Below are 21,867 nucleotides of genomic sequence, written 5' to 3' on the forward strand. Positions count from 1 at the left end.
AGCCTTCCGTACCATGTTCCGATGTCTCACGGGATACAGATCCGCGTCATGCCGTACGACCACCCGGACGCGGTCAAACTCAACGACCAGGTCCAGCTCGAATACCAGGCGCGCTACGGCGGTGAGGGCGATGTCACATTCCTCGACCCGGCAATGTTCGCCCCGCCGAACGGCCTGTACCTGCTGGCGTACGACGCCTCGGGCACGCCCGTCGCCAGCGGCGGCTGGCGCAGCCAGGACGAGAACGACGAGGGCTACTCGGACGGCGACGCCGAACTCAAGCGCATGTACGTGGTCCCCGAGGCCCGCGGCCTGGGCCTGGCCCGCCGCATCCTGGCCGCTCTGGAGGACGACGCCCGCTCGGCGGGCCGCACCCGCATGGCCCTGGAAACGGGAGACCAGCAGCCGGAAGCCATAGCCCTCTACCGCTCGTCCGGCTACACCCCGTCGAAGAAGTTCGGCCACTACCGCACGTACGACTCAAGCCGCTGCATGGCCAAGCCCCTGCGACCGTCCTGACGGGCGGTCCCGGCCGAAGGCCCGGGCCCGCCCCCGCCGCCACGGCGGCAGCGCTACCGCGGGAGCCACTGGGCCCGGTCCGTCCCCCACCGGGACGGACCCCGCCCCCAGTCCCCGAACGGCACCGGCGACCCTGCGTACCGCAGCACCCCGTATCCCGAGTCCACCTCCCGCAGCCAGGACTGCGCCGCGTACCCCGCCCCGGCGGGGTAGGGCGCGGCGGGCACCTCCCGGACCAGCCACGACGCCGTCCCCGCCAGCGAGAACCGCAAGGACCGCCCGCCGCCCGCGGCCAGCGCCCTCAGCACGCCGGCGGCGACCAGGTACCCGGTCCCGTGGTCCAGCGCCTGCGCCGGCAGCGCCCCGGGGACCCCGTCGTCGCCGTACGCCGCGGCCACCCCGTACCCCGCCTGCACCAGCGAGTCGAACCCCCGCCTCCCGGCCCACGGCCCCCGCCATCCCCACGCGCACAGCTGCGCCACCACCAACCCCGGCCGACGGTCCAGCAGCTCGTCCGCCCCGAGCCCGTACCGCTCCAGCGCCCCCGGCCGGTACCCGGTCACCACCACGTCCGCCCCGGCCAGCAGCCCCTCGAAGACGGCCCGGTCCCCGGCGTCCGCCAGATCCAGCAGCGCGGAGCGCTTCCCGAACCCGGTGTCCGCGTACGCGTCGTGCGACTCCGGCAGCCGCGGCGAGTCGATCCGCAGCACGTCCGCCCCCAGCAGCCCGAGCGTCCGCGTCGCGACGGGTCCCGCGATGACCCGCGTCAGGTCCAGCACCCGCACCCCGGTCGCGGGCAGCGCCCCCGGCCCGAGCTCCCGCCCGGCGCCCCCGGACTCCCGCACCTCGGCCAGCGGCTGAGGGTCCCCGTACGCGTCCGCCACGGCGACGGCCAGGCCGCCCTCCCCGTAAGCCAGTTCCTGCACCTCGGCGGCCGCGCGCCCCGCCACGGCGTCCCGCAGCGCCCCGGGGGTCGCGGAAGGCAGCCCCAACGCCCGTACCAGGGCGGCCCGGTGGTGCGGATAGTTGGCGTGCGTGCGCACCCACCCGTCCGCCGCCCGCCAGAACCCCGACAGCGGCGCGAAGTTCACCGGCTCGCGCCCCTCCACCCGCAGGTGCCGCTCACTGACGAACGCCGTGGCCACCGCGCCCTCGTCCACCACCAGCGGCTCCACCGCGTCCGCCGGGGCCCCGGCCCGTACCGCGGCCAGCTCCGCGGCGGCCAGCGCGCACACCCCGACGCAGGCCCGCGCCAGCTCCCGTACGGGCAGCGGCCCCTCCCCCAGCCCGCTCGCGCCCCGGTAGGCCACCCGCCCCACGAGCCCGTCCGCCCCACCGAGCGCACCCCAGGCCTGCCGCGTCGCACCGTCCAAAGTCGTCATGGGCCCATTCTCCGAAGCCCCTCACGGCCGGCGCGAGGAACCGACCGTGAGGCGGGGCACGTGTCCTTCTCCGAGATCCGATCTCGTAAGGGGCTGTGCTTCGTGGAACTCAATGAATAGCGAGAACCCCACCGGGGCCCAGCAGTGGCCGGGCTACCGCTCGAAGCCGTCCTACGACCCCGGCCAGGCCCTGGTCTTCCCCGCCCCGGTGCCCGAGGAACTGCGGGCGTTGGGGCAGGAGGTCCGGGCGGCCGACTGGCCGGTGCGGCTGGCCTTCCGCGCCTCGCGGATCGACCTGCTGGACACCCTGTGCCGCTGGCAGACCCTGCGCGCGCTGGCCTGTGTGCACGTGCTGGCCGCCGGTACCGCGGACGCCCGGCTGCTGGGCGACCTGCGGGTGGTCCCGGGGCCGGAGACGGCCGGCGATCCTGCACTGTCCGAACTGCCGGCACGGCTGGAGCGGTACGCCCTGGCCCTCCCGCCGGACCTCGTGGACGCGGTCGTGCGCGACGCCGGCGGGCTGCTCACGGACAACCGGTTCACCGCGTCCGTACTGGCCGCCGGGCTCTGCGCCGATTCCCGTCCGGCCGACACGGACGAGGCGGTCGCGCGCGCGGTGGTGCTCACCAGCTACTGGTACGAGACCCCGGAGCAGCGCGGCGCCCTCGCCCTGACGTGGAGCGCCAACCTGTTCGTCCGCTCCTGGCTGTGGTGGTCGGCGAGCTTCTCGTACGGCGATCCGGCGGGCGGCACCGGCATCACGACGGACCCGCGCCCGGCCCGCCCGCCGCCGTCCGCCCTCCCGGCCTGGGCGGCCCCGCTGCTGGACCGGGCTGCCGGCTGACCGGCCCCGGGGCAGGGCCCGTTCGGGCCCCGCCCCGGGCATTCCCCTCAAACGCCGAGATCCCGCCCGGTCTTTCGACCGGACGGGATCTCATGACGTTCACGAGAGCTACTCGCGAACTGTCGTTTGTGGACCTGTGGGGATTTGAACCCCAGACCCCCTCGATGCGAACGAGGTGCGCTACCAGACTGCGCCACAGGCCCTTGCGACGTGTGAAACATTAGCATCCCCGCGCGGGTGCTCCAAAACCGATACCGGGGAGCGTCCGCGCAGGTCCATCATTCGTTCGCGGCGCGGGGGCGGTCATCGCTCTCGTACTGGTCGAACAGCGGTGTGCGGCCTCGGCCCTGGCCGCGCGGGCGGGCGTTCGGGTGGGCCTTCTGGTCCGACTTCCGGTCCGCCTTCGGCTCGGCCTTCGGGGTGGCCGGCGCCGGCTGGGCGCGCAAGCGCGGGTCCGTCGGCTCGGCCGTGCTGGAGCGGGTCGCGCTCCAGGCGTCCGGGGCCGCCGGACCGGTGGCGCGCGGGGCGACCGGGGCCGTGACGTACGTCGGCAGCGGGACCGGGACCGGCTCCCAGCTGTCACCGCGGGCGGGGCCGCGTTCGCGTTCGCGCTGCTGGTCCACCCACTCGGCGTGGTCGGTCTGCTCGACCAGCGCGCGCCGCCCGGCCTCCTGCGGGGAGACGGGTGGCGCGGGGTCCGGTTCGGATCCCGCGGCGGCCTCCGGCTCGCGCCGGCGCGGACGGTTCTCGCGCAGCTGCCGCGCGGCGGCCTCGGCTCGCCGCCGGTCCATGGTGAACTCGTAGCGGCGCCGCTCCTGGACCCGCAGGTGCACGATGTACACGCTCAGCAGCAGGGCCGGCACCGCGGGCGCCCAGAGGTAGCCCAGGCCGCCGACCGCGGCGACGATCGCGCCGAGCGTGAAGATCAGGAAGAGGAGCGCGGTGGTGCGCCGGCGGCGCGCGAGCACCTGGAGACGCTGCTCGCGCCGGTGCCGCTCCGCGACGGCCGACCTCGGCTCCGCCCTGGTCGGGGGCACGCCGAGGGCCCGGGCGTCGGCGTCCACGGAATTCACCGTTTCCGTCGCGGCGTCCGGGTCCGCGCGGTACTGGGGCTCAGCCTCCTGGTCGCCGCGTTCCCGCAGCCCCTTGGCGTAACGGCGCTCCATTCCCGCCCGGCCGGAAAGCAGCCGAATGGCGGTGGAGAAGCGTTCCGTCGGACGGGCTTCGTTCAGCTCGTCCTGCCTCCGGAGCCACATGGGCACCAAGTAGGCGGCCCAGGCCCCGACAATGACTGCGTAGATGAGGCCGCTGCTGCTCACACCTCACACCGTAGAGGGGCGCGGCCGGGCGGATCCGCCAATTGGACCGGTGTGTCGCACGAACCGGCTGATATCACGGACTTTTTTTGTGATTCTTCGGATCAGGTTATGGGCGAATCGGTTCCCGCCCCCGATAATTCGAACAACTATTCGTTTATTGGGGTGTGGTTCCCTGCGTGCGCCCCCGGTGCCAGCGGCGCAGCAGACCCTCCGGGACCTCCTCCGCCGTCAGCGCGTACACGAGGTGGTCGCGCCATGCGCCGTCGATGTGGAGGTAGCGCGGCCGCAGCCCCTCCTCCCGGAAGCCCAGCTTCTCCACCACGCGCCGGCTCGGCCCGTTCTCCGGGCGGATGCACACCTCCATCCGGTGCAGTCCGACCTTCGTGAAGCAGTGGTCAACGGCGAGCGCGACCGCCGTCGGCATCACGCCCCGGCCCGCCACCTCGCGGTCCACCCAGTACCCGACGTGGCCCGCGCACATCGAGCCCCAGGTGATCCCGGCGACCGTCAGCTGGCCCACGAGGCGGCCGCGGTACTCGATGACGAAGGGCAGCATCCGCCCCGCGTTCGCCTCGGCCCGCAGATGGCGGACCATCTGCCGGTACGTAGGCCGGTGGATCACCGGCCCCCACGGCGCGGGCGGCGGGATCGTCGCCTCCCACGGCCGGAGCCAGTCGCGGTTGCGCCGGTTGACCTCGCGCCAGGCGTTTTGGTCCCGCAGTTTTATCGGCCGGAGCGTGACGTCGCCGTCGGTCAGCACCACCGGCCAGGAAGGTCCGTTCAGCTCGGGCTCCCGGCGGATCTACCCGGAGGCGCGGGGTGGTCGCCGCCCCGGATCTGGTCCACGGCGTGCGGCAGGATCCGGGTGAGGACCGCGAGGCCGTCACGGACGCCGCCGGTGGAGCCGGGCAGGTTCACGATCAGGGTGCGGCCGGCCACGCCCGCCAGGCCCCGGGACAGGGCCGCGGTCGGCACGTTCACCATGCCCTCGGCGCGGATGGCCTGCGCGATGCCCGGGATCTCGTAGTCCAGCACCCGCGCGGTGGCGTCCGGGGTGCGGTCGGTCGGCGAGATGCCGGTGCCGCCGGTGGTGAGGATGACGTCGTACCCGGCGGCCACGCCCTCGCGCAGCGCCTGCTCGACCGGGTCCCCGTCGGGGACGACCCGCGGGCCGTCCACCGTGAATCCGAGCTGCTCCAGGCCCTCGGCCAGCAGCGGCCCGCCCCGGTCGGCGTACACGCCCGCCGAGGCGCGGTTCGAGGCGGTGACCACGAGCCCGCGCGGGGGGCGCCCGGGCTCACGGGCCGCGTCCGCCGCCTGCCCGACGGGGGCGGCCTCCGGAGCGGCTTCCGGGGCGGAGACGTGGCTGAAGGCGTCGCCGCCGCGCGGGGCGTTCACGCGCGCGTCCAGTCGCCGGACTTGCCGCCGGTCTTCTCCTCCACCCGGACGTCCGTGATGACGGCGCCCTTGTCGACGGCCTTCACCATGTCGATGACGGTGAGCCCGGCGACCGCGACGGCGGTCAGCGCCTCCATCTCGACGCCCGTGCGGTCGGTCGTCTTGACGGTGGCGAGGATCTCGACGGCGTCGTCGGCGACCGAGAGGTCCAGCTTCACGCCGGACACGGCCAGCGGGTGGCAGAGCGGGATCAGGTCGGGGGTCTTCTTCGCGCCCATGATCCCCGCGATCCGCGCGGTGGCGAGGGCATCGCCCTTGGGCACGCCCTCGCCCCGCAGCAGCTCGATCACCCGGGCGGAGACGAGCACGCGCCCGCTGGCCCGCGCCGTCCGCGTCGTGACGTCCTTCTCCGAGACGTCCACCATGCGGGCCGCGCCGGCCTCGTCGATGTGCGTCAGCCTGCTGTGCTCAGGGGTGCCGGGGGTCTCCCCCCGGGAAAACGCTGCCATAGGTTCGTGCCGCTCCCGCTCCGGGCCCCGCAAGGGCCTGTGTGGTGCAACACGCTACCCGCACCGGCCGGGCTTCAGCCGAGCAGGACCACTTCGAGCTCGGCCCCCGGCTCCGCCGAGGTGACGTCCTCCGGTACGACGATCAGGGAGTCGGCGTGGGCCAGCGCCGCGATCAGGTGGGAGCCGGATCCGCCGACCGGGCTGACCGTGCCGCTCTCCGGGTCGTACGTGCCGCGCAGGAACTGGCGGCGGCCCGCCGGGGAGCCCAGTGCCTCGTCGGCCTTCAGGGTCGCCCGCACGCTGGGCCGGGCGACGTCCGGCAGGCCCATGAGCGTGCGGATCGCGGGGCGCACGAACAGTTCGAAGGAAACGTACGAGCTCACCGGGTTGCCGGGCAGGGCCAACAGGGGGGTGTGGTCCGGGCCGATGGTCCCGAAGCCCTGCGGCTTGCCGGGCTGCATCGCGAGCTTGCGGAAGTCCATCCGCCCGCCGTCGGCCCCGTCCTCCTCGCCGCCGACCGAGGACAGTGCCTCCTTGACCACGTCGTACGCGCCGACGCTGACGCCGCCCGTGGTGACCAGCAGGTCGGCCCGGATCAGCTGGTCCTCGATGGTGGAGCGCAGGGTGTCGGCGTCGTCGGCGACGGCCCCGACCCGGTAGGCGATCGCCCCGGCGTCGCGCGCTGCGGCGGCCAGCGCGAAGCTGTTCGAGTCGTAGATCGTCCCGGCGGCCAGGGACTCGCCCGGCTGGACCAGCTCGCTGCCGGTGGACAGCACGACCACCCGCGGGCGGGGGCGGACCCGTACGGCACCCCGTCCGACGGCGGCGAGCAGCGCGATCTGCGGCGGGCCGAGCACCGTGCCGGCGGCCAGGGCGAGGTCCCCGGCCTGGACGTCGCTGCCGCGCGCCCGTACGTGGGCCCGCGGCTCGGCGGCCCGGTGCACCCGCACCTCGCCGCCCGCGCCCTCGGGGGCCGCGCTGGCCGGGGTCATGCCGGCGGCCGCGCCGCCGCCCGTACCGCCGTCGGTCCACTCGACCGGAACGACGGCTTCGGCGCCGGGCGGGAGCGGGGCGCCGGTCATGATGCGGGCGGCCTGGCCGGGGCCGACGGTGGGCAGCTCGCCGCTGCCCGCCGCCACGTCCCCGATGACCGTGAGCACCGCGGGGAACTCCTCGCTCGCGCCCTGGACGTCGGCCGTGCGGACGGCGTAGCCGTCCATGGAGCTGTTGTCGAAGGGCGGGAGGGCGACGGGCACGGTGACGTCCTCGACCAGGACGCAGCCCTGGGCGTCGAGCAGCTGGAGCTCGATGGGCTCCAACGGCCGGATCGCGGCGAGGACGTCCGCGAGGTGCTCGTCGACCGACCACAGACGCTGGGCGACGTGGCCGGTGTCCTGCGGTGCGCGGCTGCTCAAGTCCTACATCTCCTCCGTGACGTAACGGTGAAGCCAGGTGCGGAACTCCGGGCCCAGGTCCTCACGCTCGCACGCGAGGCGGACGATGGCCCGCAGGTAGTCCCCGCGGTCCCCGGTGTCGTAGCGGCGGCCCCGGAAGACCACGCCGTGCACCGGGCCGCCCACGGTCTCGTCGGCGGCCAGCTTCTGCAGGCCGTCGGTGAGCTGGATCTCCCCGCCGCGGCCCGGCTCGGTCTCCCGCAGTATGTCGAAGATCGCGGGGTGGAGTACGTACCGTCCGATGACCGCGTAGTTACTGGGGGCGTCCGCCGGGTCGGGCTTCTCGACGAGCCCGGTGATCTTGACGACGTCCGCTTCGTCCGTGGCCTCGACTGCGGCGCAGCCGTAGAGGTGGACGTTGGCGGGGTCGACTTCCATGAGGGCGATGACGGTGCCGCCGGTGCGGGCGTGGACGTCGGTCATCTGGCGCAGCAGCGGGTCGCGGGGGTCGATCAGGTCGTCGCCGAGGAGGACGGCGAAGGGCTCGTCGCCGACGTGCGGTTCGGCGCACAGGACGGCGTGGCCGAGGCCGCGGGGGTCACCCTGGCGGACGTAGTGCATGGTGGCCAGGTCGCTGGACTCCTGGACCTTCTTGAGACGGTCGTCGTCGCCCTTGGCGATGAGGGCCGACTCCAGCTCGTAGTTGCGGTCGAAGTGGTCTTCGAGGGCGCGCTTGTTACGTCCTGTGATCATGAGGACGTCGTCCAGGCCGGCTGACACGGCTTCCTCGACGACGTACTGGATGGCCGGCTTGTCCACGACCGGGAGCATTTCCTTGGGCGTCGCCTTGGTCGCCGGAAGGAAGCGGGTACCGAGACCTGCGGCCGGGATCACGGCCTTCTTGATCACAGGGTGCAACTGAGTCATGGGCAGAACGATAGTGGGTCGTACGGACCACTCCGGGTTTGATTCCGGTAACTAGGTCCGATAATGCACCGATTTGAAAGGAAATCAGAGTCAGCTGTGGTAGGGAACCCGCCGAACCCGTCCGAAAAGGCCCGGCTGCGCCGAGAACTCCTCGCCGCCCGCCGCGCCTTGTCCCCCGAATCCCTGCGCACGTCGGCCCGCGCGCTCTCCCGTTCCGCCCTTGAACTGCCCGAACTGGCTGATGCGCAAACGGTGGCCGCGTACGTCTCCGTCGGCACCGAACCCGGCACCCGCGATCTGCTCGACGCCCTGCGCGCGGCCGGGAAGCGGGTGCTGCTGCCCCTCCTGCTGCCCGACAACGATCTCGACTGGGCCGGGTACGAAGGCCCGGACAGCCTCGCCGAGGCCGCCCACCCCGGCAGGATGCGGCTGCTGGAGCCGGCCGGGCCGCGGCTCGGACCGGACGCCGTCACCGGCGCCGACGCCGTCCTGCTGCCCGGGCTGGCCGTAGACGGCCGCGGGATGCGCCTGGGTCGCGGCGGGGGCTCGTACGACCGGGTGCTGGCACGTCTGGCACGCGCCGGGGCGCACCCCGCGCTGGTCGTGCTCCTCTACGACGAAGAGGTGGTCGCGCGGGTCCCGGAGGAACCGCACGACCACCCCGTTCAGGCGGTGGCCACCCCGTCGGGGGTGGTCAGGTTCACGGCTTGAGCGTCAGCGTCTCCACCGTCGCCTTGTCCACGGCCTCCTTGCCGAACGCCCAGTCCAGCAGCTCGCCCTTGGCCCACATGTCCGTCTGGTCGTAGTAGTTGTCGTGGTACGCGTGGCCCGAGGCGCCGGTCAGGTTGATCCAGCGGGACTTGTCCAGGTCGCTGAGGTTGACGATCATGCGCATCGACGGGACCCAGGTGACCCCGTAGCCGCTGGAGGCGTTCCAGCCGGTCGCGTTCACGGTGGCCTCGCCGCCGCCCAGGTTCCACGGGCCGCGGTTGAGGAGCCACTGCATGAAGCCGGGGCCCTCGGTGCCGATGGTCTGGTTCTTCAGCGTCAACTGGTGCAGGCGGCCCCAGCTCCAGGTGGACTGGTCCTTGCCGAGCTTGGCGGTCAGCTCCCAGCGGGCGTCCTTCATGGCCCGCGCGAACAGCTGGTCGCGGGTGGTGGTCGCCGGCTTGTTGCGGGCGGCCGGCGTCTGCCACCAGGCCGACTTCTCGTCCTTGACCAGGCGGCGGACCACCTCGAACCAGCGGTCGCCGCCGTCCGGCTGCGCCGAGTCGGAGTCGCGCGCACCGCACTCGCGGACCGTCTTGGCCAGGTCGTCGACCGGACCGCTGCTCTCCTCCTGGACGTTCATGCAGCTGCCCTCGATCCGCAGCTCCTTGGGCATCTTGTCGCCGAAGGACAGCTTGAGGATGTTGCGCCAGATCGCGTTGAAGTACGCGGCCGCCGCCGAGTCGGGCTCCTGCGTGTAGTTCCAGCCGTCCAGCAGCTTCTGCGCGGAGCGCACGTCCGGGTCCGAGACCTCGATCTTGGACAGCATCGGGGTCAGCAGCGCGGCGATCTCGCTGCTGTTGTCCATCTGCATGCCGCGCATGTCATCGGTGGAGATCTTGCCGCTGTCCTTGATCTTCGCCTCGATGAGGTCGTTGATCCGCTGGCTGCGGGCGCCGTAGCCCCAGTCCGTGGTCAGCACGTACGGGTACTTGCCCGCGCCGGTCCCGCTCTCCACCACGGCCTGGTTCGCGGTGACGATGTAGCCGCGCGACGGGTTGTAGTCGTACGGCATCTCGTCCTGCGGGACGTAGCCCGCGTAGCCGTCCTTGCCGCCCTTCCAGGCGTACTTGGAGTCCCAGCCGGGGGCCGGCATGCGGCCGTCGCCGGCGCCGCGGATCGGGATGCGTCCCGGCGCCTGGTAGCCGATGTTGCCCGAGGGGCCCTTGTTGTCGGCGTAGATCAGGTTCTGGGACGGCACCTCGAAGTCGCGGGCCGCGGCGCGGAAGCCCGCGAAGTCCTTGGCCCGGTCGAGGGCGAAGACCGCGTCCATCGACTTGCCGGGGTCCAGGGCGGTCCAGCGCAGGGCGACGGCGTAGCCGTTGCCTCGGTCCGGGGCCGAGCTGGGGACGGGGGCGCGGCTGCCGACCGTACCGAGCTCGTCGCTGCGGTCGGAGATCAGCGGGCCGTTGTTCGTGGTGCGGACGGTGATCTTCTTGCTCGTGCCGCCCGCGATCTTGATGACCTCTTCGCGGGTCGCGAAGGGGACCACCTTGTTGTCGTAGACGTAGCCCTCGGGCTTGACCTGCTCCAGGTAGAGGTCGGTGACGTCGGCGCCGAGGTTGGTCATGCCCCAGGCGATGTCGGCGTTGTGGCCGATGACCACGCCGGGCATGCCCGAGAAGGTGTAGCCGGCGACGTCGTACTTGCACTGGTTCGAGACCGCGCGACAGTGCAGGCCCATCTGGTACCAGACCGAGGGCATCTGCGGGGCCAGGTGCGGGTCGTTCGCGAGCAGCGGCTTGCCGGTGGTCGTGTACTGGCCGGAGACGACCCAGGAGTTCGAGCCGATGCCGCTGCCGTTGGGGCCGAGGATCGCGGGGACCTGGTCCAGGGTCTTGGCGAGGGAGGTCAGCGAGGTGCGCAGGCCCACGGTCGCGCCCTGGGCGGTGGTGTCGTCCGCCAGGCCGGTGGGCGTGGTGGGGGCGGGCGAGCCCTGCGAGCCGGTGGAGGCCTGCGAGCCGGTGGCGCTGCCACCGGAGCCCTTGCCGGTGCCCGATCCCGTGGAGCCGGCGGCGGCGCTGCCCTGCGGGGCGTACTTCCCGCCCTCGATCTTGCCCGCGTCGACGATCGGCTTGTTCCGGTCGAAGGGGTAGGGCGGGTAGAGCTCGTCGATCTGCTGCGGCGTGAGCTTGTTGGACATCAGCGCGCGGTCGATCTCGTCCTGCATGTTGCCGCGCAGGTCCCAGGCCATCGCCTTGAGCCAGGCCACCGAGTCCACCGGCGTCCACTGCTCGGGCTGGTAGTCGTCGCTGAGCTTGAGGGCGGCGTGCTCGACGGAGAGGTCCTTGCCGGACTTCCCCTTCAGGTACGCGTTGACCCCGTCGGCGTAGGCCTGGAGGTTCTTCTTGGTTTCGGGCGAGAGCTTCGTCTCGTACTCGGCCTGCGCGACCTGGCGCCAGCCGAGCGTGCGCAGGAAGGCGTCGGTCTCGACCTGGCCGGGCCCGAACATCTCGGAGAGCCGGCCCGAGGTCATGTGGCGGCGGACGTCCATCTCCCAGAAGCGGTCCTGGGCGTGGACGAAGCCCTGGGCGCGGAAGAGGTCGTCGTCGTTGTCGGCGTAGAGCTGGGGAATGCCGTGGGAGTCGCGCTTGACCTCGACGGTCCCGGTCAGGCCGGGGACCTTCAGGGTGCCGGTGGCCTGCGGGAACGAGGCACGGACGTTGTCCATGCTCCAGTACGTCCCGTACCCGAAGCCCGTGAGGAGCGCCAGGACCAGCACGAGCACGATCAGACGGGCGCGTCGTCCCTTCTTCTTGACGGAAGGGGCGGTTTCGTTGGCGGGCATCGCTGTCCTTAGAGGGGCAGGGTGGTCCTGGGAGTGCTGGGAGCAACCATAGGCGCAGGACCCCGTCCATTGATCCGCCAGGGGTCGAGGTGACGAGGACAGGACCGAACGGGCGTTTCACAATGTGGTTATCGCGTAAAGGGCGCGTCAAATATTAGGTAAGGTAACGAAGTACTTATCGATCTTGCCGGACTTGTCGCCCGGAGGAGGAACGTTCCGCCTGGCGACTTGAGGAAAGGGCCGCCCGCTGACCGTCCACACGCTCAATGAGCTCCTGCTGGTCTGCTCGCTCGTGCTGCTCGTCGCCGTCGCGGCGGTACGCATCTCTTCACGCAGCGGCCTCCCCAGCCTGCTCATCTACCTCGGCATAGGCATCGCGATAGGCCAGGACGGCATCGGCAACGTCGTCTTCGACAACGCCGAGCTGACCCAGGTCATCGGCTATGCCGCGCTGGTCGTGATCCTCGCCGAGGGCGGTCTGGGCACCAAGTGGAAACAGATCAAGCCGGCCCTACCGGCCGCGATCGTGCTGTCGCTGGTCGGCGTCGCGATCAGCGTCGGCGTCACGGCCGCGGGCGCGCACTACCTGGTCGGGCTGGACTGGCGGCAGGCGCTGCTGATCGGTGCGGTCGTCTCCTCGACCGACGCCGCGGCCGTCTTCTCCGTCCTGCGCAAGGTCCCGCTGCCCTCCCGGGTCACGGGCGTGCTGGAGGCCGAATCGGGCTTCAACGACGCTCCCGTCGTCATCCTGGTCGTCGCCTTCGCGACCGTCGGCCCGGTGGACCCGGGGTTCGTCCTGGTCGCCAAGATCGCCCTTGAGCTGGCGATCGGCGTCGCGATCGGCCTGTCGGTGGGCTTCCTGGGGGCGTACGGCCTGCGACACGTGGCCCTGCCCGCCTCCGGCCTCTACCCGATCGCCGTGATGGCGATCGCCGTGACGGCGTACGCGGCCGGCGCGATGGCGCACGGCTCCGGCTTCCTCGCCGTCTACCTCGCCGCGATGGTGCTCGGGAACGCGAAGCTCCCGCACTGGCCGGCGACCCGGGGGTTCGCGGACGGGCTGGGCTGGATCGCCCAGATCGGCATGTTCGTCCTGCTCGGCCTGCTGGTCACCCCGCACGAGCTGGTGAACGACTTCTGGCCCGCGGTGGTCATCGGCCTGGTGCTGACGATGGTGGCGCGGCCGCTGGAGGTCCTCGTCAGCCTGCTGCCCTTCCGCATCCCGTGGCAGGAGCAGGCCCTGATGTCGTGGGCGGGCCTGCGCGGCGCCGTGCCCATCATCCTGGCCACCATCCCGATGGTGACCGGGATCGAGGGGAGCGACCGGGTCTTCAACATCGTCTTCGTGCTCGTCGTGGTCTACACGCTGGTGCAGGGCCCGACGCTGCCCTGGCTGGCCCGCAAGCTGGAACTCGGCGACACCGACGAGACCGCCGCCGACCTCGGGATCGAGTCGGCGCCGCTGGAGAAGCTGCGCGGGCACCTGCTGTCCTTCGCCATCCCGGCCGCCTCGCGGATGCACGGCGTCGAGGTGAGCGAGCTGCGGCTGCCGCCCGGGGCCTCGGTGACGCTGGTGGTCCGGGACGCGAAGAGCTTCGTACCGCTGCCGTCGACGGTGCTGCGGCGCGGAGACGAGCTGCTGGTGGTGGCCACCGATCCGGTACGGGACGCGGCGGAGGCCCGACTGCGGGCGGTGGCGCGGGGCGGCAAGCTGGCCGGATGGCTCGGGACGGGCTCGAACGGAGCCTGAGCCGGGGCCGTGGCGGGCGCCGCAAGGACTTCAACAGAGCGTTAGAACGTCATTCTAAATCTGTGTTTTCGCGGTGTGCGGCCCGTTTCACCCCGCTTTCCCGTCCCATGGAATGCGAACTTCCAGTTAATCGCAGGTGAAGGCACAACCTGTCGCCGGAATCACAGGACACAAAGCCGGTCTGCCTGTACGATAAAGGCACACCACATCGAACCAACTCTGCCTGACGCAGAGCTGGCGCGACCGCAAAGCGGCCGTGGCACCCTCCCGCAGTGGGCGCCCAGGTATCACTCGGTTCTGCGCAAGAGGACAGCTCTCGGGGCTCCCACATGTACGGGTGCGGTCGCTCACGAGGCGGCACACCGTCCGCAGACGGGGACGCTCTACCAGGCAGCGGAAAGGCCAGGCCGTGACATCCGCGGTCACGACCGACAACTCCGCCCGCCCCGGCTACGGGCAGCTGCTGCGCACGCCCGGCGCCCTCGGCTTCGTTCTCCCGGGATTCGCCGCCCGGCTCCCCTTCGGCATGCTGACCATCAGCATCCTGCTGCTCGTGCAGCACACCACCGGTTCCTACGGCAGCGCCGGCATCGTCGCCGCCGTCACCGGCGTCTCGATGGCGCTGTCCGCCCCGGTGATGGGCAAGCTCACCGACCGCCGCGGCCAGAGCGCCGTCCTGGCCCCCGTCGTCCTCATGCACTCCGCCGCCGTCAGCACCCTCGCGGCACTCGCCCTGCTGGGCGCCCCCGTGTGGGCCCTGGCGCTGGCCGCCGTCCCCGCCGGCGCCTCCGTCCCGCAGGTCGGGCCGATGGTCCGGGCCCGCTGGGCCGCCCGGCTGGAAGGCTCCCCGCTGCTGCCGACGGCCGCCGCGTTCGAGTCCGTCACCGACGAGTTCACCTTCGTCGTCGGCCCGGTCCTGGCGACCGCCCTGTGCACCGGCGTCCACCCGGCCGCCGGTCTGATCACCGAGGCCGCGCTGACGCTCGCCGGCGGCCTGGTCTTCGCCGCCCAGCGCGCCACCCAGCCCAAGGTGCACGCCGCCCCGGCCGGCGGCGAGAAGCACGCCTCCGCACTGTCCTTCCCCGGCCTGCGCGTCCTGATCGTGGCCTTCCTCGGCATCGGCGCCGTCTTCGGCGGCATGCAGGTGTCGCTGGCGGCCTTCTCCAACGAGATCGGCAACCCGGGCGCCAACGGCCTCCTCTACGGCATCTTCGCGGCCGGCAACATGACCGCGGGCATCGCCTGCGGCGCCATCGCCTGGAAGATCGGCCCGCGCCGCCGGCTGCTCCTCGGCTACACCGGCCTCACCGTGGCCGCCTCGGTCCTGTGGACCGCGCACTCGATGGTCCTGCTGGGCGCCCTCGGCCTGGTCGTCGGCCTGTGCATCGCCCCGGCCCTGATCACCGGCTACACGATGATCGAGTCACTGATCCCGGCCAACGCCCGGACCGAGGCCTTCACCTGGCTGACCGGCGCGGTCGCCTTCGGTCAGGCCACCGCCGTGACCCTGGCCGGCCGTCTGACGGACGCGCACGGGTCCTCGTACGGCTTCCTGGTGCCCATGGCGGGCACCGTGCTGGCGCTGGCCACCCTGCTCGCGCTGCGGGCGAAGCTGGCCCCGAAGGCACCGAGCCGGATCATCAACTCGTCGGCGCCGACGGCGACGGCCGCACGGGCGAACGAGCGTGGTGTCGGTCACCGCGTGCCGGTGACGGTGGACTGATCGGCCGGAATACGTCACCATGGAACGTCGTTAGCACTCATTGAGTCAGAGTGCCAGGAGGAAATTCGTGCCGACCTACCAGTACCAGTGCACCGAGTGCGGTGAGGGCCTTGAGGCCGTGCAGAAGTTCACCGATGACGCACTGACCGAGTGCCCGAACTGCCACGGACGCCTGAAGAAGGTGTTCTCCGCGGTCGGCATCGTCTTCAAGGGATCCGGTTTCTACCGGAACGACAGTCGCGGCGCTTCGTCGAGCAGCACCCCTGCCTCGAAGCCGTCCACGCCCGCCGCCCCGGCAGCCCCCGCCGCTTCGTCGACGTCCTCGTCGTCGAGCAGCAGCTCCACCTCGGCTGCCTGATCGCGGATCCCCGATCTCTGAGCCCGTCCGTTCTTCGCAAGGCCCCGTCGCCCCTTCCGGGCGGCGGGGCCTTGTGCATGCCCGGTTAGGGTGGCGCCATGGCTAACGCAGAGATCGGTGTCATCGGCGGTTCGGGCTTCTACTCCTTCCTGGAGGACGTCTCCGAGGTCCGGGTGGACACCCCGTACGGACCCCCGAGCGACTCCCTCTTCCTCGGCGAACTGGCCGGGCGCCAGGTGGCCTTCCTTCCCCGCCACGGCCGCAGCCACAAGGTCCCGCCCCACAAGATCAACTACCGGGCCAACCTGTGGGCGCTGCGCTCCCTGGGCGTGCGCCAGGTGCTCGGCCCGTGCGCGGTCGGCGGGCTGCGCGCCGAGTACGGTCCGGGCACGCTGCTCGTTCCCGACCAGCTGGTCGACCGCACGAAGTCCCGGGCGCAGACCTTCTTCGACGGGGAGCCGCTGCCCGACGGGACCGTCCCGAACGTCGTGCACACCACGTTCGCCGACCCGTACTGCCCGGTGGGCCGCTCGGTGGCCGTGACCGCGGCGCGGGGCCGCGCGTGGGAGCCGGTGGACGGCGGCACGATGGTCGTGGTCGAGGGCCCGCGCTTCTCGACCCGCGCGGAATCGAAGTGGCACGCGGCGATGGGCTGGTCGGTCGTCGGCATGACGGGCCACCCGGAGGCGGTCCTCGCCCGCGAGCTGGGGCTCTGCTACACGTCGATGGCGCTCGTGACCGACCTGGACGCGGGCGCGGAGACGGGCGAGGGCGTGTCCCACACGGAGGTCCTGAAGGTGTTCGGCGAGAACGTCGGGCGCCTGCGCGAGGTCCTCTTCGACGCGGTGGCGGCCCTCCCGCCCACGGAATCCCGCGCGTGCCTGTGCACCCACGCCCACGACGGCTGGGACCTGGGCATAGACCTCCCGTAACCGCGGGAATCCGTGCGGGGCCGTCACATTTCTGCGGGCTGTCCGGTCTCGGCTGGTGAAGGACCACCGAGACCGACCGTTCGATCCAGGAGGCGACCGCCATGTCGCGCATCTCGCTCAGCCCGCCCCGCACCCTCCTCATGCGCATCGGCGCACGGTACTCGCGCCGCCGGTACGGCAAGGTGCTCGACCCCGGCCGGGCGTACGGACACAACGGGCGCGTGCTGTTCGCGTACGTCCGCCTCGAACGGCGTGCGGCGAAGTGGAACGCCCTCGACGCCGGGCTCAAGCACCTGGCGGTGATGGCCGCCGCGGCCCGGATCAACTGCTCGTGGTGCATGGACTTCGGCTACTGGGAGGGGCTGGAACGGGGACTGTCCGCGCAGAAGATCGAGCGGGTGCCGCGTTGGCGGGAGCACCGCGAGGCCTTCTCTGAGCTGGAGCTGCTGGTCATGGAGTACGCCGAGGCCATGACGGAGACCGAGCCGGTGGTCACGGACGAACTGGCCGCGGATCTGATCGCGCGCCTCGGGGAGGCGGCGTTCGTCGAACTCACCGCGATGGTCGCCCTGGAGAACTTGCGCTCGCGGGCCAACCGGGCCTTCGGGCTGACCAGCCAAGGGTTCTCGGAGGCCTGCGAGATCCCGACCCGGCAGTGAACCTGACAATGGCGGGGTGATCAACGACAACGGGACGATCGTCGCCCTCGACTTCACGAGCCGCCGGGACGCCGAGGCGCTGGTCGCGCGGCTCGGGAACGCCTGCAGCCACTACAAAATCGGGCTGGAGCTCCTCACCGCCGCCGGGCCCGCACTGGTCGAGGACCTCGTCGGGCGCGGGCACGAGGTCTTCCTCGACCTGAAGCTCTTCGAGATCCCGAATTCCGTGGCCGGCGCGGTGCGCGCCGCGGGCGCCCTGGGCGCGTCCATGGTGACCGTGCACGCCATGGGCGGTACGGGGATCATGGCCGCCGCGGTGGACGCGGCCCGGGAGTTCCCGGGCCTGCGGGTGCTCGCGCTGACGGTGGTCACGAGCATGACCGGGAGCGACCTCGCCGACATCGGCATGGGCGGCGGCACGACCACCGACGAGCAGGTGTTGCGGCTGGCCCGGCTGGCGGTGGGTGCCGGTTGCGACGGGGTCATCGCCTCGCCGCGCGAGGCGGGCGCGCTACGGGGCGTGCTGGGGCCACGACCGCTGATCGTGACGCCGGGCGTGACCCTGCCGGGCGGGAGCGCGGGCGAGCACGGCTCCCGGGCCGCAACGGCGCAGGCCGCCTTCGCGGCCGGGGCCTCGCACGTGGTGGTGGGCCGGTCGGTGACGCGGGCCGCCGACCCGGTGGCCGCGCTGCGGCGCGTACGGGCCGGCGGGTAGCGGCCCGCCGCTCACTCGCCCGCGACCCGCAGCAGGAGCTTGCCGGTGGTGGCTCGGCCGGCCAGCAGTCGGTGGGCCTCGGCCGCCCGGTCGAGCGGGAACTCGGCCGTGACCGGCAGCTCGACCTCGCCGCGGGCGGCGAAGCCGAACGATTCGGCGGCGAGAGCGCGCAGCGCCTCGGGGTCGTCCTGGGCGAGGGCGAGGATGGAGAAGCCTCCGACGGAGAGCCCGCGCGGGTTCAGCTCGGGCTGCCCGATTTGCCAGGGGGCGGCTCCGCCCGCGTTGCCGAAGGCGACGAGGCGGCCGAAGCGCGCGAGGGAATCCAGGCTGCGGCGGAAGGTGTCGCCGCCGACGGGGTCGAGGGCGAGGTCGACGCCGCGGCCGCCGGTGGCCCGGCGCACGTCCTCGGTGAACCCGTCGCCGACGAACACCTCGTCGTAGCCGTGCTTGAGGGCTTCCCCGGCCTTCTCCGGGCGGGAGACGACCCCGTAGACGGCGCTCGCCCCGGCGAGGCGGGCGAGCTGGCCGGCGACGGTGCCGACGCCGCCCGCCGCGCTCTGGACGAGTACGGTCTCCCCGGCGCGCAGTCGGCCGACTTGGTGCACGAGCCCCTGGGCCGTGGGCAGGACGGTCGGGAGGGTGGCGGCGGTGCGCAGGGAGATGCCTTCGGGAAGCGCGAAGACGGTGGCGGCGGGGGCGACGGCGACCTCCGCGTAGCCGCCGTGCGAGGTGAGGGCGGCGACTTCCTGGCCGGGGCGCAGGCCTTCGACGCCGGGGCCCACGGCCCGGATCCGGCCGGAGACCTCCAGGCCGGGGCGGAAGGGCAGGGCCGGGACCCGGTAGCCGTCGGCCCGGGCCAGGACGTCGGCGAAGTTGACTCCGGCGTAGGCGACGTCGACGCTCACCTCGCCCCGGCCGGGCCCGGGCACGGGGACCTGGGCGATGTGGAGGACCTCGGGTCCGCCGAACTCCTGGAACTCGATTGCGTGCACGGCTGGTACCCCCGGCTAGACTGTTCAATGAAATACGAACACTGCGGACCATGAATGTACGGTTTCCATCGAACATTTCGCAAGGCCGCACCGGGACAGGGGGAACCGCGATGGGACACCGGGCCGAACCCGAGCACACCCACCCCGACGAGGTGCCCGTCCAGGCCGCCCTCGCCGCGCTCGCCGACCCGGTGCGGCTGCGGCTCGTACGGGAGCTCGCGGGTGCGGCCGACTGGGAGCGCGCCTGCGGCACCTTCGACGTGCCGGTCGGCAAGGCCGCCCTCAGCCACCACTTCGCGGTACTGCGCGCGGCCGGGCTGCTGGAGCAGCGCGACCAGGGGCGGGGGCGCGTCAACCGGCTGCGGCGCACGGAGTTCGACGCGCGCTTCCCGGGGCTGCTGGCCCTGGTCCTGCGCGAGGAGAACACCGGGGCCTGACGGCTGCTCACCCGTGTGGGTGGCGGCGATGTCCACAGGCTGGGGATCGTCCACAGGCGCGAGCGGGATTTCGCGGGGCGGCAGATCGTGAGGGGTGTCCGGGCGCTGGGTCCGGGCACTGGAAACTCGACCCGCTGGTGGTGTCCGTCATGTCCAAGACCATGCCCGAGGCCATGTCCAAGACCATGCCCAAGAGCGCGTGCGTCCCTGTCCCTTCCGCCCCTTCCCCCGCCTTCCCTCCCTCCACGTGTCCCCCCGCGCGCCCGGTACCGCCCTTTCCTCCGCTTCGCGTGGGCCGGGGCGCGGACCGCCTGCGCCGTGCCGTGCGGCGTCGGCGGCGAGCCGCGTCGGCCGGCCTGGCCGTCGTGGCGGCCGCACTGGCAGTCGTGGGCGGCACGGAGGCACAGGCTTCGCGGGGTGCGCCGCCGCCGGAGGTGAAACCGCCGCCCGCGGCGGTGCGGTGGGTATCGGCGCCAGTACGCATCGCGGACGCGGCGACGGTGCGGCTGCTACGGCCCGGGGACCGGGTGGACGTGGTCGCGGCGGAGCGGACCGGGCCGCCGCGGGTGGTGGCCGCGGGCGCGCGGGTGGTCGAAGTGCCCGCTCCGGAGAAGGGGGTCGGGGACGGTGGGGCGCTGGTGGTCCTGTCGGTCCCCCGGGACACCGCGCGGGCCCTCGTCGGGGCCGGCACCGTGGCGCGACTGGCGGTGACGTTGTGCTGAATCGGACGGGCGTGCAGTCAAGTCGCCACAAGACGGGCACCGATTGGACACGCCGGGCCCGGACTGCCGTAGCTTTCGGAACCGTTGGCTCCATGTTCGGCGGATTCGAAGAGAGGCTCAGTGGTGAGCGAGAAGAAGAAGGAGAGCGTCCTGGCGGGCTTCAAGGCCTTCCTGATGCGCGGCAACGTGGTCGACCTGGCGGTGGCGGTCGTCATCGGCGCCGCGTTCACGAACATCGTGAACTCGGTGGTGAAGGGGATCATCAGCCCCCTGGTGGGCGCCGTCGGCACGAAGAGCCTGGACGGCTACACGTCCTGCCTGAAGGGTCCCTGCGGCATCGATGCGAAGGGGGATGCCATCGGCGTGAACATCCTCTGGGGATCGGTGCTGAACGCCGCGCTGACCTTCCTGATCACCGCCGCAGTCGTCTACTTCCTGATGGTGCTGCCGATGGCGAAGTACCTCGCCAGGATGGAGCAGCGCCGCCGGGCCAGGGAGGGCGTCCAGGAAACCATGGAGATCACCGAGCTGGTGGTCCTCAAGGAGATCCGGGACGAGCTGGTCGCCCAGCGCGCCCACAGCACCCAGAACGGTCAGCACGGCCAGACCGGCTACGGGAACCAGGGCAGCCACGGCGGCCAGGGCAGTCAGGGCGGTTACTCCGGACACCCGGGCTCGGGGTACTAGCAGGTCAGATGTGGTGCGGCGGCTTCTCGTCGAGGAAGCGGGCCAGGTCGGCGGCGCTCCCCCCGGCGGGCGGCCGCTCGCCCCACCCGCGGTCGGTGTCGTCCGAGGACTGCTGGTCCAGCGGGTCGTCGAAGACGAGCCGCGGCCTGGGCTTCGCGGCGGGCGCCGCCTCGGGCCGGGAGTCGGGCTGCGAGGACTGCGGGTCGGAGGCGGGGGCGGTGCTCATGCCTCCAGGGTACGGCCGCCCCCGGCCCCGCCCGGGGGCAGCTGGGGGCCTCGGCGCCCTGGCGGGCGTAGAACCACCAGCACACGGTCAGGCAGGTGGTGTAGAAGCCGATGAACAGCCACAACGCGCTCGTGACGGCCATGGCTGCGAACATCGCGGGAATGAAGAAGAAGCCGTAGGCGGCGATGGCGGAGGAGAAGCCGGTGACGGCACCCGCCTCCATCTCCGACTGCTTCATCGCCGCGGCCTGCGCCTCGGCGCCCCGCCCCTCGGGGTTGTGCTTGCGCTTGAAGATGATCTTCTGCTGGCTGAAGGGGGCCGCGGCCACCCTGAGGTCGTTCATCAGGAACCAGGCGAGCAGCGCCATGATCACCAGCAGCGGCACCCAGAGGAACGCGCCGTTCTGGAGCCAGATGTCGCTGTTCCCCTTCGCGTCGTGCTGCGGGCCGCCCGCCGGCGCCCCCAGCACGGCGGTGGTGACCACCAACGGGGCGACCAGCTGCACCACGCTCACGCCGAGGTTGCCGAGGCCGCCGTTGAGGCCGTTGGCGCTGCCCTTCTCCCGCTTGGGGATGGCGGTCAGCCAGAACAGTTGGGACTTCGAGAAGCCGAAGCCCACGTCGTTCAGCTTGACCACGGTGACCGACCAGACCTGCCAGACCACGAAGCCCAGCATCAGCGCCGGGATGGAGACCCAGAGGTTGCGCTGGGCGACCGCACGGCCGGTGAACTGCCAGAAGTCCTCGTCCTCGGGCCGCCATTCGCCGATGGTGGCCCCGGGCTCATAGGTCTCCCGGTGGTGCGGGCGGACAGCGGAC

General features: G+C 72.3%; 23 protein-coding genes and 1 tRNA gene. 13 read left to right on the top strand and 11 right to left on the bottom strand.

Going from position 1 to position 21,867, the window contains the following annotated elements; genetic code table 11:
* Positions 1-21 precede the first annotated feature (21 nt).
* Entirely contained in the window at positions 22-519 is a 498-nt protein-coding gene (locus tag OG974_RS18520; protein ID WP_327283803.1) for a GNAT family N-acetyltransferase, read from the top strand.
* Between the two features lie 53 nt (positions 520-572).
* Here OG974_RS18520 and OG974_RS18525 read toward each other — a convergent pair whose 3' ends face one another.
* Positions 573-1,901, bottom strand: a complete 1,329-nt coding sequence (locus OG974_RS18525) for a CoA transferase (RefSeq protein ID WP_328762996.1) — start codon at positions 1,899-1,901, stop codon at positions 573-575.
* A 112-nt stretch (positions 1,902-2,013) separates the two neighbouring features.
* On the opposite strand from OG974_RS18525, the gene OG974_RS18530 reads away from it, so the two are divergent.
* Positions 2,014-2,745: a hypothetical protein gene (locus OG974_RS18530; protein ID WP_371643784.1), complete on the top strand. Its 732-nt coding sequence runs from the start codon at positions 2,014-2,016 to the stop codon at positions 2,743-2,745.
* Positions 2,746-2,874: 129 nt separating this feature from the next.
* On the opposite strand, the gene OG974_RS18535 is transcribed toward OG974_RS18530, so the two are convergent.
* The 7 genes from OG974_RS18535 to galU all read right to left on the bottom strand — a co-directional run bounded on the left by OG974_RS18535 (position 2,875) and on the right by galU (position 8,292).
* Positions 2,875-2,948: transfer RNA gene (locus tag OG974_RS18535), tRNA-Ala, on the bottom strand.
* A 75-nt stretch (positions 2,949-3,023) separates the two neighbouring features.
* The gene (locus OG974_RS18540) at positions 3,024-4,064 is read right to left on the bottom strand and encodes a hypothetical protein (protein ID WP_328762998.1); all 1,041 of its coding nucleotides are present in this window, start codon (positions 4,062-4,064) and stop codon (positions 3,024-3,026) included.
* Between the two features lie 154 nt (positions 4,065-4,218).
* Positions 4,219-4,827 (bottom strand): GNAT family protein, encoded by a 609-nt coding sequence (locus tag OG974_RS18545; protein WP_327283807.1) that lies wholly within the window; start codon positions 4,825-4,827, stop codon positions 4,219-4,221.
* A gap of 17 nt (positions 4,828-4,844) precedes the next feature.
* Positions 4,845-5,336 carry a MogA/MoaB family molybdenum cofactor biosynthesis protein gene (locus OG974_RS18550; protein ID WP_327285680.1) on the bottom strand — a complete coding sequence of 164 codons (492 nt, stop codon included), beginning with the start codon at positions 5,334-5,336 and terminating at the stop codon, positions 4,845-4,847.
* A gap of 122 nt (positions 5,337-5,458) precedes the next feature.
* The gene (moaC, locus tag OG974_RS18555; RefSeq protein ID WP_327283808.1) at positions 5,459-5,971 is read right to left on the bottom strand and encodes a cyclic pyranopterin monophosphate synthase MoaC; all 513 of its coding nucleotides are present in this window, start codon (positions 5,969-5,971) and stop codon (positions 5,459-5,461) included.
* A gap of 74 nt (positions 5,972-6,045) precedes the next feature.
* Positions 6,046-7,386, bottom strand: coding sequence for a gephyrin-like molybdotransferase Glp (gene glp / locus OG974_RS18560; protein WP_371643787.1), 1,341 nt, complete (start codon positions 7,384-7,386; stop codon positions 6,046-6,048).
* Between the two features lie 3 nt (positions 7,387-7,389).
* Positions 7,390-8,292 carry a UTP--glucose-1-phosphate uridylyltransferase GalU gene (gene galU / locus OG974_RS18565; protein ID WP_327283810.1) on the bottom strand — a complete coding sequence of 301 codons (903 nt, stop codon included), beginning with the start codon at positions 8,290-8,292 and terminating at the stop codon, positions 7,390-7,392.
* A gap of 96 nt (positions 8,293-8,388) precedes the next feature.
* Between galU and OG974_RS18570 the strand changes: the two genes are divergently transcribed.
* Complete coding sequence (locus OG974_RS18570) at positions 8,389-9,003, top strand: 5-formyltetrahydrofolate cyclo-ligase (RefSeq protein WP_327283811.1); 615 nt, start codon at positions 8,389-8,391, stop codon at positions 9,001-9,003.
* On the opposite strand, the gene OG974_RS18575 is transcribed toward OG974_RS18570, so the two are convergent.
* Positions 8,993-11,848 (bottom strand): penicillin acylase family protein, encoded by a 2,856-nt coding sequence (locus tag OG974_RS18575; protein ID WP_371643790.1) that lies wholly within the window; start codon positions 11,846-11,848, stop codon positions 8,993-8,995. The genes OG974_RS18570 and OG974_RS18575 overlap by 11 nt on opposite strands.
* Before the next feature lie 247 nt (positions 11,849-12,095).
* On the opposite strand from OG974_RS18575, the gene OG974_RS18580 reads away from it, so the two are divergent.
* The 6 genes from OG974_RS18580 (at position 12,096) to pyrF (ending at position 17,985) form a co-directional block, all read left to right on the top strand.
* A complete protein-coding gene (locus OG974_RS18580; protein ID WP_327285681.1) occupies positions 12,096-13,598 on the top strand; it encodes a potassium/proton antiporter in 1,503 nt (500 codons plus the stop codon).
* Between the two features lie 409 nt (positions 13,599-14,007).
* A complete protein-coding gene (locus OG974_RS18585; protein WP_327283813.1) occupies positions 14,008-15,321 on the top strand; it encodes an MFS transporter in 1,314 nt (437 codons plus the stop codon).
* A gap of 67 nt (positions 15,322-15,388) precedes the next feature.
* Positions 15,389-15,679: an FmdB family zinc ribbon protein gene (locus tag OG974_RS18590; protein WP_054226644.1), complete on the top strand. Its 291-nt coding sequence runs from the start codon at positions 15,389-15,391 to the stop codon at positions 15,677-15,679.
* 98 nt (positions 15,680-15,777) lie between these two features.
* Positions 15,778-16,611, top strand: a complete 834-nt coding sequence (locus OG974_RS18595; protein WP_327283814.1) for an S-methyl-5'-thioadenosine phosphorylase — start codon at positions 15,778-15,780, stop codon at positions 16,609-16,611.
* Positions 16,612-16,712: 101 nt separating this feature from the next.
* Positions 16,713-17,270, top strand: a complete 558-nt coding sequence (locus tag OG974_RS18600) for a carboxymuconolactone decarboxylase family protein (RefSeq protein WP_327283815.1) — start codon at positions 16,713-16,715, stop codon at positions 17,268-17,270.
* Between the two features lie 16 nt (positions 17,271-17,286).
* The gene (pyrF, locus tag OG974_RS18605; protein WP_327283816.1) at positions 17,287-17,985 is read left to right on the top strand and encodes an orotidine-5'-phosphate decarboxylase; all 699 of its coding nucleotides are present in this window, start codon (positions 17,287-17,289) and stop codon (positions 17,983-17,985) included.
* A gap of 11 nt (positions 17,986-17,996) precedes the next feature.
* Here the strand turns inward: pyrF and OG974_RS18610 are convergent, their stop codons facing one another.
* The gene (locus tag OG974_RS18610) at positions 17,997-18,977 is read right to left on the bottom strand and encodes a zinc-binding alcohol dehydrogenase family protein (protein WP_371643793.1); all 981 of its coding nucleotides are present in this window, start codon (positions 18,975-18,977) and stop codon (positions 17,997-17,999) included.
* A 110-nt stretch (positions 18,978-19,087) separates the two neighbouring features.
* Between OG974_RS18610 and OG974_RS18615 the strand changes: the two genes are divergently transcribed.
* The 3 genes from OG974_RS18615 (at position 19,088) to OG974_RS18625 (ending at position 20,823) form a co-directional block, all read left to right on the top strand.
* Positions 19,088-19,414: a helix-turn-helix domain-containing protein gene (locus OG974_RS18615; protein ID WP_329313719.1), complete on the top strand. Its 327-nt coding sequence runs from the start codon at positions 19,088-19,090 to the stop codon at positions 19,412-19,414.
* A gap of 185 nt (positions 19,415-19,599) precedes the next feature.
* Entirely contained in the window at positions 19,600-20,136 is a 537-nt protein-coding gene (locus OG974_RS18620) for a hypothetical protein (RefSeq protein WP_329316386.1), read from the top strand.
* A gap of 174 nt (positions 20,137-20,310) precedes the next feature.
* The gene (locus OG974_RS18625) at positions 20,311-20,823 is read left to right on the top strand and encodes an MscL family protein (RefSeq protein WP_371646853.1); all 513 of its coding nucleotides are present in this window, start codon (positions 20,311-20,313) and stop codon (positions 20,821-20,823) included.
* A gap of 4 nt (positions 20,824-20,827) precedes the next feature.
* Here OG974_RS18625 and OG974_RS18630 read toward each other — a convergent pair whose 3' ends face one another.
* Positions 20,828-21,049 (bottom strand): hypothetical protein, encoded by a 222-nt coding sequence (locus OG974_RS18630; RefSeq protein WP_371643795.1) that lies wholly within the window; start codon positions 21,047-21,049, stop codon positions 20,828-20,830.
* 203 nt (positions 21,050-21,252) lie between these two features.
* Between OG974_RS18630 and OG974_RS18635 the strand changes: the two genes are divergently transcribed.
* The gene (locus OG974_RS18635; RefSeq protein ID WP_371643797.1) at positions 21,253-21,837 is read left to right on the top strand and encodes a hypothetical protein; all 585 of its coding nucleotides are present in this window, start codon (positions 21,253-21,255) and stop codon (positions 21,835-21,837) included.
* The last annotated feature ends 30 nt before the right edge of the window (positions 21,838-21,867 follow it).

The sequence above is a fragment of the Streptomyces sp. NBC_00597 genome, assembly GCF_041431095.1.
GTDB lineage: Bacteria > Actinomycetota > Actinomycetes > Streptomycetales > Streptomycetaceae > Streptomyces.